This window comes from Dyadobacter frigoris (genome assembly GCF_005280585.1).
GTDB lineage: Bacteria > Bacteroidota > Bacteroidia > Cytophagales > Spirosomataceae > Dyadobacter > Dyadobacter frigoris.
Genome location: NZ_SZVO01000009.1, coordinates 348850 through 361754 on the forward strand (window position 1 = coordinate 348850; position 12905 = coordinate 361754).

The window sequence follows — 12905 nt, forward strand, 5'->3', positions numbered from 1 at the left end:
GATTTTATATATTTTCTTTACTTGTTAACCGGTAGCCGTGAATCCATTGTTAAACCGTTGCCAATAGGAAATTTAGTTTCAGAGCTATTTCTTATGCTAACCGGGAAAAATGATTAAATTAATCGTTATGAAAATAACAATTCCAACAAAAAGTCTGATCCGTTTGAGCTGGATGATCGCACTGCTGATGAGCGGGATTGTCTTTTTGATTCAGGTACATGATAAAAGAGGAGAGGAGATTATCCTGTATACGGCTATGACTGCGCTTACTATTGCATCGATAGCGTATTTTAACATTTATATGCTGATTGTTTTGGTGAAAAGATTTGAACTGAATTCTTATCCTTTCAAGCTTTACAGATATCTTTTTACCTTTTCGGTAAGTGCCCTGATCTATCTGGTGATCTGGCCGGTTGTTATTTTCTTTTTTACAAACGGGTTCTGGGTCTATCATGACTGGCTGCTGCTGGGTACCTTCGTTTTAGGAAGCGTGATGGTGAATGCGCTCGTACTGATGCTTCACAATACCGTTCTTCTCTATACGGTCAAGGTACACGCCGATCTTGAATTGTCCAGATTGCAGGCAGCCCATGCAGAGGCGGCCAATCTGCTTTTGAAACAGCAAATTCATCCGCATTTTCTGTTTAATGCGCTCAATACGGTCAAGGCGCTCTACAACAAGGATCTGGACTTGGGTGATACCTACCTGGTTCATCTGGCAAGTTTTCTGCGTGCTTCGGTCTTTAATCATGCGGCCAAGGTGTCTAGGCTTGATCAGGAGCTGATGATATTGGAAGATTATCTGCAAATGCAGAAGATAAGATTTGGCACTGCGCTGCAATGCAATATTAATTTGTCTGAGCAAAGTTTACAAAATTTTTACCTGCCCTCTTTTTCGCTTCAGCCTCTGCTGGAAAATGCAATCAAACATAATGAGCTGACCGAGCAGGCGCCACTATATGTTTGGATTGAACAACGGGGAGACAGGATCGTCATCTCTAATAATCTGCAAAGCAAATCCATAAGAATTGATTCTACCAACAGCGGGCTTGCCAACCTTTCCGAGCGCTACCGGCTTTGGTCGGGGGATGAAGTAATTATTGAGATAAAAGAAAATAAATTTTCGGTGAGTATAAAATTATTGTCGGATGAATATAGTGATCATAGAAGATGAACGATTGGTCGCCGATGACCTTGAAAAAAACATAAGTAAGCTGATAGGACCCTCTGCCAATATTACCCAGATTCATAGTGTCGCCGGCGGAATTGCCCATTTTAATTCTTCTCTGCCACCTGATCTTATCATCAGTGATATTCAGCTGGGCGACGGGCTAAGCTTTGAGATCCTGGCCGCGCTGAGCAAACCGGTGCCTACTATTTTCTGCACGGCTTATGACGAATATGCGTTGGATGCTTTCAAAGTCAATGGCATTGATTATATTCTGAAACCCTTTACACGGCAGATGCTTCAACAGGCTTTAAATAAATACAGTCAGTTAAAACAGGTGTTTTTAACCGATCAAAGCCAGCAGTACCATGTGATGATGCAGATGCTGACTGACAGGCCAGTTGCCAAGGCGGCTTCGGTGATTGTCTACCACCAGGATAAAATTATCCCCATCAGCATGGAAGATATTGCCCTGTTTTTTTTGGAGGGAGAGGTTACCAAACTTGTCACACACGCTGGCAAAACCTATTATCCCAACAAACCACTCGATGAGCTCGAACGGATTTCGGGGGGATATTTTTTCAGGGCAAACCGGCAGTTTCTGATTTCGCGCAGTGCGATCATTGATGTGTCGAGTTTTTTCTCCCGAAAGCTGCTGTTAAATTTAACCCTGCCGCTAAAAGACAAGGTTATCGTCAGCAAAGCAAAGGCGCCGGTATTTCTTGAATGGTTATCGAAAACGGGATGACTTTAAGAGGGTAAAGCAAGCTGGGTGAACTTGATTAGATAGTTTATAATCAGCCATTTGACTGAAAACTTAAAATGATTTCCCAGTGCTCCGCTATTTGTGCGTTCTTGAATTTAAACATGCGTATAATTTCAAAAGTCTCCATTTTTTGCGCATTTTCTGCTTGATCGACAAGGCTTGTTTGCATGAAAATCTTAGCGATCACCAGATCATCGATTGACGAGATTTTTTTGATAACCGAGTAATGATTGATGTATTTTTCTAAATGAGTAAGGTAAAGCCTGACTCCTTCCCGGTTCTTTACGCATGTATGGGGCTGGGAGTGGTCAATGAAATTGTCTGCAACCAGGTTTGTCAGATTTTCAAAATTTCGTTGGTTCCAGATTTGGTTTACAAAGTCTACGACACGCGCTTTATTTAAATCAGATTGTTTTTCTTGTCCCATCTTTTTCTTGCTTTAAATTTTCTACGCATTTCTTATTGCGTGCAGGTTACATCGTGCCAAAGGTGAAACCCATGCACATATTTTAAAAGGTAAATGAATGGGAAGCGGGCAAAACAGGTGTCGAGACGGCATATGGTATCCTTACTGAAACGACTTTAATTTCTGATGATCTGCTAAGATGAATTTTCAGTTGGTAAACCTGGTACAATCTCTTCAAGTTACCGATGCCATTATTTTTTATTAAAGCACTTCCAGGGCGAAAAATTTCAAATGAGCTATAAGCGTTTCCGGTTTGAAAATGCCCGTTTGGGCCGGTTTTCAGGAAAATGCAAACACATGAGCCCATACCTTCGTTTCGTAAAATTTTTAATAGACATCCAAAATTGTATCGTATGAAAAAGAGAACTGTTTTTTTTATCAATCTATTTCTGGGCCTTTGTTATGTGCTGCTCAGCGCGGACGTTCAGGCGCAAAATACACAGGTAAACGTATCAGGCATCCGTTCAGAGAAGGGACAAATTGTGCTGAATGTGTTCAAAGATGAGCAAAGCTATCAAAAGGAGCAGCCCTGCAAACAAATCAAATTTGAGAAGAAAGGGCTTGAAAAGGGGATTTTGGAATTGAAGTGCACACTGGATCCGGGGACTTACGGCATTACACTTTTGGATGATGAAAACGGGAATGGTACGCTGGATAAAAATATAGTCCGCATGCCCAGGGAAGGTTTTGGGTTTTCCAATTTTTTCATGGAAAAACTCAAAAGACCTGCCTTTGATGACTTCAAACTAAATATAAAAAAGCAGGATAATCAGCTCGGGATCAAAGTGAAATATATGTAAGCCTGCGATACGCGGCTGACTGCATAAATTCTCAGCCTCACTTCTTATTATTTCAAAAATTTCATCAACCCAAAAACTTAGATTATGAAAAACAAATCAATTTTTAGTCGTTCGCTCTTAGCCGCCGGGATGCTGCTTTTCGCAATACTGGTCTGGTCTTGTGAAGAAAATGACGTTGACGCGTCTGGAATGGCCAGGGTCAAAATCGTGAACGCTTCACCGAATTCTGCCGCTCAGCGTTTTTTTCTGGTGGACAAGGCTTTGGTAAATGGCGGCCTTAAATTTACGGACGCTTCGGATTACCTTAGCACCAACTCGGGAAAAACGCTCGTGGCCGAATTTAAAAATGAGTCGTCTTCCTCAGTTACGGCTAGGGGCTGGGCGTATTTATTGGATGGAGACAGTTACACGATTTACCTGGCCGGAGAAGGCAGTGATGAGCGGGTTAAGCAATATGAAGACGATCTGTCTGCACCGGCCAGCGGTATGGCGCGGATCAAATTTATTCATTTTAGTAATGAGGCGCCATCGCTTTTGACGATTAAAAATGCATCGGAGGATAACCTGATCGGTACGCTGACCCGCGACATTGAAAGCAAGTACCTGAATGTAACACCGGGCACATTTACTTTTAAAGTTTATGACTTTGTCCGCAAAAACAAAATCGGCGACTATCAGATTTCGGATCTGCAAGCCGGTAAAATTTATACCGTTTATTTCACCGGCTCACAAGGCTCGGATATCAATGTCCATCAGATCGTCCATAATTAAAAAAGATCCATACCAAAAAGAAGCCGCATGCACTTAAGTAAGTGCGGTTTCTTTCTTTTTCTACCCAATCATCGTTTTTGAATTTGCTGTTAAGCATTAGACGCCGGGGTGATGGAAAAAAATGGTAGCGCGGACAAAAAATACTAAAAAGGAGAATTGGCAGGACTCTGAGAAAATGTTTCAATGATGAAAATAAAGATACCGATAAAAAGTCTGAACCGTCTGAGCTGGATGGTTGCTTTTTTAATGAGTGGAATTGCCGGCCTGATTTTGCTGCATGAAAAAAGAATAAAAGAGGCTCTGCTCTATACGGGCCTGACTGCCGTCACCATTACGCTGATCGGCTTTTTTCACGTTTATGTCCTGGCAGCTTTCTCAAAGCAGATGGATATAAATTCGGTCAAATTCAAACGCCACCGCTACTGGTCTACCTACATCGCAAGTGCTGCATTGTATTTGATTATCTGGCCGGTATCGATTGCTTTGTTTTCCACTAAACCCTGGATGTATGATGATTGGATATTGATGGCTGTATTTATCGTAGGCAGTGTCGTGATTAATTCAGTAATTCTGATGCTACATAATACGATCCTTTTGCATACTCAGAAAACACATGCGGATCTTGAACTGTCTGAATTAAAGGCTGCACACGCTGAAGCGGCCAATTTGCTGTTAAAGCAGCAAATCCATCCGCATTTTCTTTTTAATGCGCTCAATACGCTTAAGGCGCTTTATAATAAGGATCCGGAATCCGGCGATAGTTATCTTGTTCATTTGGCCAGCTTTTTGCGCGCTTCGATTTTCAACCATGCAGCCAAAGTTTCCAGGCTCGATCAGGAGCTGATGATTTTGGAAGATTATGTGCAAATGCAGAAAATACGGTTTGGCAGTGCGCTGCAATGCACCATTGTTTTGTCTGAGTATAGCTTGCAGAATTTTTATCTGCCGTCTTTTTCGCTTCAGCCTTTACTTGAAAATGCAATCAAACACAATGAGCTGACCGAGCAGACTCCGCTCTATGTTTCGGTGCAGCAATGTGAAGACAGGATCGTAATTTCAAATAATCTGCAAAAAAAAACGATCAAAACAGATTCTGCCAATAGCGGGCTGGCTAATCTTTCTGAACGTTACCGGCTGCACTCAGGGGACGAAGTGATCATTGAAGTAAAAGAAAATAAATTTTCGGTAAGCATAAAATTATTGACGGATGAATATAGTGATCATAGAAGATGAAAGGCTTCTGGCAGATGATCTTGAGAAAAATCTCAGGAAGCTGTTAGGGCTGTCTGTAGAAATTACTCAGATCCATAGTGTCAGTGATGGAATCGCTTATTTCAAATCCGCTTTGCTGCCGGAGCTGATCCTGAGCGATATCCAGTTGGGTGACGGGCAATGCTTCGAGATATTTGACGTTTTAACCAGACCGGTACCCATTATCTTTTGTACCGCTTATGATCCGGAAGCTTTTAAAGCGGATGGTATAGATTATATTCTTAAACCATTTACCTTGCAGACGCTTCAAAAGGCATTAGATAAGTACAACCTGGTTGACCGCCTTACCACCCAATAGTCAGACAACAAATGAAAGCAATCGTCCTAGATCTTACCAGAGCTTCCGGGCCACAAACCGATCTTTTGTCTACATCGGTATCTTTTAAGAGATTCATCGATTATGTAAAAGAGACTGCCCGAATGGAGACTTCGCTCAGGCGAACCTATTTGGAAAGTGCTTTGGCGCTTCTGACTGCTCAACCCGGTTTTGCCGAGATTAAGACAATTGAGCATTCCACAGAGTTTGTGGAGCTTTTAAATATTGTTTATCAGCTTTTAACCCCGAGCTTACAGCAGCAGGAAGATATCGTATGGGCTATCGGAATGCCTTTGAGCCCGGTTATGTTTTACGGGACGGACAGCTTTTACGAGATGGTGATGAATACGCAGACGGGCGAGCTTAGAAGTGAAGTGATTACCGACGAGTCTGTTACGATATCAGAACAAGACAAAGTGCTGCCGATGTACTCGCTTGTACTGCGGCGGCTGTACGGTATTACTGCGCCGGACTTCAAGCCTATGGTCATCAGCATCAAGGATCAGAAGACGGGAATGCCGCAATATTTTCGTATCAATATTGATCATCGTTTTACCGAGGTTTATCCATTAGGCCCACTTCCTGAAATCGATAAGAATGCAATCCAGGAATTATTAACCGGGAATGGAGATGTCAGACAGCTTCTTACGCTTCTTCCCGTGGATATGTTCCGTTTTGAAGGTATTTCGATCATCACGCTGACTGATGTAACGCCGGAATATGCATTGGAACAGATCAAGACGATCGTACTTGAAATGTATAAATTTGATCATGACACCTTTTACAGGCATATTACCGATTCTTTGCGAATACTTGGCTCAAATCCCGAAATCGATTTCGGGCTTATCCCGCAGCTTCGGGTAAATAACAAGCTGGTGGTAGATCGGAAGACTATTTTCCACAGCAAACTGGTATCGGTCGATTTACCCCAGGATTATCTGGCTGACATTTACGTTCTGTTTGCCGAGTATTTTACCCTGAACCCCCAAAAAATGTTTATCGCCAGCGAGGGGGCAGATGACCGGCTCAACCGCTTTGTATCGGCGCTCAAAAGTGCTGGTATTCAGTATTATGCCATTCAACCGGTTTATAATGGCCCGCATATGGTGGGACTGTTTGAAATATATTCTACTGAAAAGCTCGCGCTGGACGGACAGACTATGTCAAAAATAAGTCTGGCCAAATCGCTGATTTCCAGAATATTTCAAAATGCTATCGATGGTTTTAATAGCAATATAGAAACGGTTATCAAAGAGAAATTCACATCGATACAGAACGCAGTTCAGTGGAAATTTCAGCAGGCTGCCTGGCACTTTCTCAGAGACAGCGGCCTAAACGAGTTTGCGGGGGTGGAAAAGATCGTTTTTGAGAATGTGTATCCTTTGTATGGCGCAGTTGACATACGGAATTCCACATTGGTCAGAAATGCAGCCCTGCGTCAGGATCTGAAATTACAGTTTGATTTGATCATCAAAGTGTTAAAAGAATTGTCGCAGCAGCTGGGCTTATTACTGGGCGATGAAATGCTGTACAAATGTGATAAGGCTTTGACGGAGATTTTGGAAGAATCAAATAATCTGGATGAAATGAAGGTTATCGAGTTTCTTGAATCAGAAGTTCACCCATTTCTGCGCCACTTTTTGGACGATAATACTGCCGAAAAATACGGCCTTTCAATTTCTATGCCAAAAAAAGTGATTCTGGATCGCGGGCAGATATTGTTATTTATTCAGGATTATTTTAATAGTATTCACCCGGCAACGGGCGCCGCTTATGCTAACCGCAGAGAACTGGAAAAATCAATGCAAATGATCAATTCCACAGTCAATAATGCTTTGGACCACTTCAAAACCCAGGTTCAGCCGTTGTATCCGGCCTATTTTGAAAAATTCAGAACCGATGGTGTAGAGTATGACATCTACATCGGCCAATCCATTGATCCTGATAAAAAATTCAGCCCGATTTACCTTAAAAATGTAAAGCTATGGCAGCTCAGCTCGATGGCTTCTATTTCAAAATTGACTCACGCTTTACTGCCCACAATGAAAATACCGCTTCAAACCACGCAGCTTATTTTCGTCAATTCAGGCACGATTGACATCAGCTTTCGTGATGATGAAAGACGTTTTGATGTTGAAGGTGCTTATAATATCCGCTACCAGGTTATCAAAAAAAGAATTGATAAGGTTCACATAAAAGAAACCGGTGAGCGTTTGACGCAACCCGGAAAAATTGCCCTGGTTTATTTTCAAAATAAATCAGCCAGCGATTACCTGGATTATATCCGCTTCTTGCAGGCGCAAAATGTGCTGTCAGATGATTTGGAATTTTTGGAGCTGGAAGAACTTCAGGGCGTTTCAGGACTTAAGGCCTTACGGGTTGGCGTGAATTTAGATGCTCTCTAAAAGTTTAAATCCGCTGTTACAGATATTTTGGGCTTTCTTCCAGCTTTCTTTACGCTGGAATCAACATTTTGTGATTCGATTGTTAACAGAATTTTACGGTAAATTTTTACTAATTTTGGTGTATATTGTTAGTTAATATACTGAATTTCAGTACGTTAATATAAAATATGTGCGTTTTTTCTTCTTTATTCTATTTCACTCAACAGGTTAGTAGTACTTTATTTGAAGCATCAGCATTAATAAACAGGTCGGCGTTTCAAATAAATTAATTCCATTTCCAAACATAAAACATGAGCAAAAAAAGGGGGTTCACTTCAGCAATACTGCATTCAGACAGAAATCTAAACCCAGAGTTTGGAGCTTTACACCAGCCGATTCACACCTCGGTAACCTGGGGTTATGAAAATGTAAGCGGCCTTTTAGACGTCTTTCAAAACAAAGCCAGGGGATATGCTTATTCAAGGCAGGGAAATCCAACTGTCACCGCGCTGGAGTATAAGATAACCCAGATGGAGCAGGGAATTGCAACAGTTGCCTTTTCGACAGGTATGGCAGCAATTACGTCGGTCATGCTGGCGCTGGTCAAGGCGGGCGATCACATCATCGCCAGTAAGTACCTGTTTGGCAATACACGCAATATTCTGCATACATTCAGCGATATGGGGATTGAAATTTCCTATGTTGATGCCACAGCTATTGGCAATGTTACAACAGCCTATAAGGAAAATACCAGAATTGTTTTTGTTGAGACTATTGCAAATCCGGGAACCCAGATCGCGGACCTTGAAAGAATCGGCACGTTCTGCCGGGAGAAATCTGTTTTGTACATCGTTGATAATACGATGAGCTCGCCTTATCTTTTCAGGCCTGCGATTGTAGGAGCTGGTCTGGTAATTAACTCTTTAACCAAGTATATCGGCGGGCATGGAGATGCACTGGGCGGAAGTGTTACTGACACCGGACTTTTCTGCTGGTCTGAATATTCAAACATTACCGAAGTTATGCGTCAGCAGATCAAACCGGAACTACTTGGAATTACGCAGATAAGAAAGAAGGGATTGCGAGACGGAGGCGGAACGCTATCACCCGAAGCTGCGCACAGCATTTCGGTTGGTTCGGAGACCATTGCGTTAAGACTCGATCGAATTTGCGACAATGCAATGCACGTTGCTGAATTCTTGCAAAAACTACCAGGTGTCAAAAAAGTCAACTATCCTGGTTTGACTGATCATGCCCAGCATAAGTTAGCGTCTGCCCTTTTTAAAGGCTATGGAGGTCTGATGAGTTTTGTTTTGGATGACAAAATTGATATTCTTGGCTTCCTGGATAGATTAAACCTGATTATAAAATCCAGTAATCTGGGTGACAACAGGACATTGGCTATTCCGGTTGCCCAAACGATTTTTTATGAACTTGGCGTTGAGCGCAGGGCAGAAATGGGAATTGATGAATCTTTAATCAGACTGTCGGTTGGAATTGAGGATTGTCAGGACCTGCTCGATGATCTGCAGCAAGCAATGCAATTAAAGCTCTGATAAAATAAGCAAAGAATTTTCAGCATTGCGGGCTAAAATTTGCATTGAGGTGCCAGGAATTTAGCTGGCAAAGACAGCGCTACGGTGGTAAAGTTATCACGCAGAAAATTTTATTTGGTAACCGCAATGCTGAAAATTCGAAATAGCATTATTTATTTTTACTCTTATTATTTTAAGTTACGGGTATTCAGGTTTTTAATCTATGGCACTGCATTTTAGAAAAGAGTCATGAATCATAAACTACGAATAAATGAATATTTCAAAAAAAACAGTGCCCATTACCCGTGGGGGCGGAATTGGCCTTGAGATTGCAAAAATACTGAGCGCTAAGGCATATAAGGTCATTGGACATAACGGAGAGAAAGCAGAAAGCCGCTGAGCAGTTAATGAGATATTTTTCCTCAGTCATTTATCAATATGCTGACCGACGAAAAAGAGCCCCATTGGGCTCGACACAAATGACGAATTATCAAAACCCGGGGATATACCTATCATGCCAACTTTCGGCGAGATTGCTCACTCAAAAGTGAAATATACTACCGACGGAGTGAGCGTTTTTTCTTTTATTAAAGGCCGTAAATCAGCTAGTCCGCGCTTTTTATACTGGGAATTTTTTGAAAAAGGTTTTGAGCAGGCCGTCAGATATGGGAAATGGAAAGCGATCAAAGCCAATGGGAAAACAGAGTTATATGATCTGGAAAAAGATATCAGTGAAACCAATGATGTGGCAAAGTAAAACCCTGCCATCCTTAAAAAAATTAATGATTATCTTTCTGCAAACAGAACAGAATCGCCCTTTTGGCCTGTTGATTAACATATGAATTTATTTCAAAAACTGAACCTGGGAACAACAATGCTGGTCATTATTGTTTTTATGTGCTTTAAAGGTTACGCCCAGCAGAAGGCAGCACCGGTCGAAACGCTGCTTTTCTCAAATGATTTCGTGAAAAGTCTTAACAAAAAGCGCTGGCTTGCAGAGATTGAGCCGGTTGGGAAATCGTCGGTTTATACAAAAAACGGTAAGCTGATTATGGATACAGCTGGCGGTATAACTATACTTTTATTCACACCAATGAGGAATATTTCATAATACTTTTTTATCCTTTTAAGATACAAGCCAGTATCTGCTGAGGAGATAATTACTTCTGTTTTCTTTCAGTTCTAACAAGAATATTTTAATTTGAATAGAACTAATTGCAGAATAAATATAATATTTGGTTTTTTATTTTTATTTGAAGACAGCGAGATTGAATCCTGATCGCCAGCTTAATGATTTTATATTTCCATGCATGAAAATATTTTGACGGCTAATCAACCCATGACCGAACTGACAGAAGAGAGAGGGCTTTTGGAGCGCTGCGCAGGTGGCGACAGGGAGGCTTTTGCAAGTTTATACACCTGCCATCTTTCTTCTTTGATCAGATATATTTTTCTTTTTACAAGATCAAAAGATCTTAGTGAAGAAATCGTTCAGGACGTTTTTGTCAAAATTTGGGAAAAGAAGGAAGGTCTTTTATATGTACAATCATTTCAGCCTTACATTTTTAAGACCGCCAAAAACCTTTTGATGGATCATTTGCGGAAGGAGCAGACCGAAACCCGGTATCGGAATCTGATTGGGCCTTTTTCGGAGGAAAGTGAAGATCAGACAGATTCAGAACTTATTTACGGACAATATTTCCAGCTTGCACAAGATGCTATAAGTCAGCTTCCTGAAAAAAGAAAACAAATTTTTGAGCTTAAAACAAAGGAAGAATTATCGCTGGACGAGATTGCCGCACAGCTTTCGATTTCTAAATCTGTCGTAAAAAAACAGCTTTATGCAGCCACCAGCTTCGTAAAAGAATATCTTCGTAAACATGGTGAAATGACAACTGATATGGTAATTTTCATGTATTTCCTGTCTGGTATTTAATAAGTTCAAAAAAAAGTAAAAATAATTTCAATAGTGAGGGGTTCTTTCGGCAAGCCAATCCGTCTTCTCACTATATGGAAGAAAATTACTACACCTTTCTGGAAAAGTATGCGCAAGGCTGCCATACCCAAGAAGAGCACCAGGCTTTTCTGCGATGGTTCAATTCAATTTCTCCGACGGACGCTCGGAAAGTAATGGACCACTATGAGCTTCTTTTAAAGAACAATGCAGAACCGATCAGCTCTGATGGTCATTTTGATCTGATCACAAAAATTGAAGGCCGTATCGATCAAATTGAACAGGAAGAAGTTTTCAGTTCTGAAAATGATCAGCAAACCAGGGTCGTTAGTCTTTGGTGGAATTTCCGCAGATTTGCCGCCGCTGCGGTGCTTGTGCTTATTGGTATCGGAAGTTATTATATGTTCTCGCATAAATCGGCGTCAACAGTTGACGGGGCAAATCAGACGCTTTCAACCGACGCTGCTCCGGGCGGAAATAAAGCCATGCTGATGCTGGCAGATGGATCGGTTATCAATTTAAATGAAGCTGGCGACGGGCAGATCGCAAGTCAGTCCGGAATCCAAATTAATAAGGTGACAGACGGGCAGCTGGTTTACGGCAAGCAGATAAAAGATGCAGAAGTAGTCCAAAATAACTCCGGAATCTACAATCAGATCACCACACCCAAAGCGGGTCAGTACCAGATCAGCCTTTCAGACGGCACAAAGGTCTGGCTGAATTCGTTGTCTTCTATCCGCTTTCCCGCTGTTTTCGGTAATGATGAAAGAAAAGTTGAAATTACCGGGGAAGTTTATTTTGAAGTGGCCAAGGTCAGTCTGAATAAAAAGCGCGTTCCTTTCCGGGTGATTTCCAATAATCAGATCATCGAAGTAATCGGTACCCATTTTAATGTAAATTCCTACCGTGACGAATCTGTTGTTAAAACAACACTTCTGGAAGGAAGTGTAAAAGTTTCAACGGTTACAAACGGAAAAGTTTCTTTGGAAACAGTGAAATTAAAACCTGGTGAACAGGCGATTGTAAAACCCAAACAAGCAGACATATCAGTCGAAAAAGTAGATACAGAAAGTGCCGTGGCCTGGCAAAAGGGTTATTTCAAATTTAAGGATACTAATATCCAGGAGGTCATGCGCCAGCTTTCGAGGTGGTACGATCTGGAAGTTGTTTACAGCGGGCCGCTTCCACAGGATCAGTTTACAGGTTACGTTTCCAAAAAAGTGGCTATTTCCAGTGTGCTGCATATTCTTGAAGAAGGTGGGGGCGTGAAATTCAATGTCAAAAACAAAAAAGTGGAGGTGAGTGCTTTGGAATAAATCACTGACCATAACAGATTATAATGCAAACCTTTTAACCTAACATAAAAAATGGACGACAGCTGACGGAAGTTTGCCGGATGACCAAAAAAAACACTTCGGAGTGGAGTCCGAAGTGGAATCAGCCAAACTTGATTCCCTGGCAGGAAAAAAGTAC

General features: G+C 41.5%; 13 protein-coding genes. 12 read left to right on the forward strand and 1 reads right to left on the reverse strand.

The features are described from left to right. Window positions 1–127 precede the first annotated feature (127 nt). Both FDK13_RS20310 and FDK13_RS20315 read left to right on the forward strand, forming a co-directional pair. Window positions 128–1174 carry a sensor histidine kinase gene (locus tag FDK13_RS20310; RefSeq protein WP_137341832.1) on the forward strand — a complete coding sequence of 349 codons (1047 nt, stop codon included), beginning with the start codon at window positions 128–130 and terminating at the stop codon, window positions 1172–1174. Beyond that, window positions 1149–1916, forward strand: a complete 768-nt coding sequence (locus FDK13_RS20315) for a LytR/AlgR family response regulator transcription factor (protein WP_137341833.1) — start codon at window positions 1149–1151, stop codon at window positions 1914–1916. Before FDK13_RS20310 ends, FDK13_RS20315 begins: the two co-directional genes overlap by 26 nt. Window positions 1917–1965: 49 nt before the next feature. On the opposite strand, the gene FDK13_RS20320 is transcribed toward FDK13_RS20315, so the two are convergent. Beyond that, entirely contained in the window at window positions 1966–2361 is a 396-nt protein-coding gene (locus FDK13_RS20320; protein WP_137341834.1) for an ester cyclase, read from the reverse strand. A 392-nt stretch (window positions 2362–2753) separates the two neighbouring features. On the opposite strand from FDK13_RS20320, the gene FDK13_RS20325 reads away from it, so the two are divergent. The 10 genes from FDK13_RS20325 (at window position 2754) to FDK13_RS20370 (ending at window position 12748) form a co-directional block, all read left to right on the forward strand. Continuing rightward, complete coding sequence (locus FDK13_RS20325; RefSeq protein WP_170982861.1) at window positions 2754–3200, forward strand: DUF2141 domain-containing protein; 447 nt, start codon at window positions 2754–2756, stop codon at window positions 3198–3200. 84 nt (window positions 3201–3284) lie between these two features. Then, a complete protein-coding gene (locus tag FDK13_RS20330) occupies window positions 3285–3971 on the forward strand; it encodes a DUF4397 domain-containing protein (RefSeq protein WP_137341836.1) in 687 nt (228 codons plus the stop codon). Between the two features lie 183 nt (window positions 3972–4154). Beyond that, window positions 4155–5204, forward strand: coding sequence for a sensor histidine kinase (locus tag FDK13_RS20335; RefSeq protein WP_220417398.1), 1050 nt, complete (start codon window positions 4155–4157; stop codon window positions 5202–5204). Beyond that, window positions 5179–5541 carry a LytR/AlgR family response regulator transcription factor gene (locus FDK13_RS20340; protein ID WP_137341837.1) on the forward strand — a complete coding sequence of 121 codons (363 nt, stop codon included), beginning with the start codon at window positions 5179–5181 and terminating at the stop codon, window positions 5539–5541. Before FDK13_RS20335 ends, FDK13_RS20340 begins: the two co-directional genes overlap by 26 nt. 11 nt (window positions 5542–5552) lie before the next feature. Further along, window positions 5553–7964, forward strand: a complete 2412-nt coding sequence (locus tag FDK13_RS20345; protein ID WP_137341838.1) for a GAF domain-containing protein — start codon at window positions 5553–5555, stop codon at window positions 7962–7964. A gap of 290 nt (window positions 7965–8254) precedes the next feature. Beyond that, the gene (locus FDK13_RS20350) at window positions 8255–9499 is read left to right on the forward strand and encodes a cystathionine gamma-synthase family protein (protein WP_137341839.1); all 1245 of its coding nucleotides are present in this window, start codon (window positions 8255–8257) and stop codon (window positions 9497–9499) included. Between the two features lie 493 nt (window positions 9500–9992). Beyond that, window positions 9993–10235: a hypothetical protein gene (locus FDK13_RS20355; protein ID WP_137341840.1), complete on the forward strand. Its 243-nt coding sequence runs from the start codon at window positions 9993–9995 to the stop codon at window positions 10233–10235. 81 nt (window positions 10236–10316) lie between these two features. Continuing rightward, a complete protein-coding gene (locus FDK13_RS20360; protein ID WP_137341841.1) occupies window positions 10317–10589 on the forward strand; it encodes a hypothetical protein in 273 nt (90 codons plus the stop codon). Window positions 10590–10784: 195 nt separating this feature from the next. Next, entirely contained in the window at window positions 10785–11414 is a 630-nt protein-coding gene (locus FDK13_RS20365) for an RNA polymerase sigma factor (protein ID WP_137341842.1), read from the forward strand. A 74-nt stretch (window positions 11415–11488) separates the two neighbouring features. Continuing rightward, window positions 11489–12748, forward strand: a complete 1260-nt coding sequence (locus tag FDK13_RS20370) for a FecR family protein (RefSeq protein WP_137341843.1) — start codon at window positions 11489–11491, stop codon at window positions 12746–12748. Window positions 12749–12905: the final 157 nt, after the last annotated feature.

Coding starts and splice junctions, on each gene's coding strand:
- FDK13_RS20330 (WP_137341836.1), top strand. CDS start 3,285: ATGAAAAACAAATCAATTTTTAGTCGTTCGCTCTTAGCCGCCGGGATG.
- FDK13_RS20355 (WP_137341840.1), top strand. CDS start 9,993: ATGCCAACTTTCGGCGAGATTGCTCACTCAAAAGTGAAATATACTACC.
- FDK13_RS20340 (WP_137341837.1), top strand. CDS start 5,179: ATGAATATAGTGATCATAGAAGATGAAAGGCTTCTGGCAGATGATCTT.
- FDK13_RS20310 (WP_137341832.1), top strand. CDS start 128: ATGAAAATAACAATTCCAACAAAAAGTCTGATCCGTTTGAGCTGGATG.
- FDK13_RS20365 (WP_137341842.1), top strand. CDS start 10,785: ATGCATGAAAATATTTTGACGGCTAATCAACCCATGACCGAACTGACA.
- FDK13_RS20335 (WP_220417398.1), top strand. CDS start 4,155: ATGATGAAAATAAAGATACCGATAAAAAGTCTGAACCGTCTGAGCTGG.
- FDK13_RS20320 (WP_137341834.1), bottom strand. CDS start 2,361: ATGGGACAAGAAAAACAATCTGATTTAAATAAAGCGCGTGTCGTAGAC.
- FDK13_RS20325 (WP_170982861.1), top strand. CDS start 2,754: ATGAAAAAGAGAACTGTTTTTTTTATCAATCTATTTCTGGGCCTTTGT.
- FDK13_RS20345 (WP_137341838.1), top strand. CDS start 5,553: ATGAAAGCAATCGTCCTAGATCTTACCAGAGCTTCCGGGCCACAAACC.
- FDK13_RS20315 (WP_137341833.1), top strand. CDS start 1,149: ATGAATATAGTGATCATAGAAGATGAACGATTGGTCGCCGATGACCTT.
- FDK13_RS20350 (WP_137341839.1), top strand. CDS start 8,255: ATGAGCAAAAAAAGGGGGTTCACTTCAGCAATACTGCATTCAGACAGA.
- FDK13_RS20370 (WP_137341843.1), top strand. CDS start 11,489: ATGGAAGAAAATTACTACACCTTTCTGGAAAAGTATGCGCAAGGCTGC.
- FDK13_RS20360 (WP_137341841.1), top strand. CDS start 10,317: ATGAATTTATTTCAAAAACTGAACCTGGGAACAACAATGCTGGTCATT.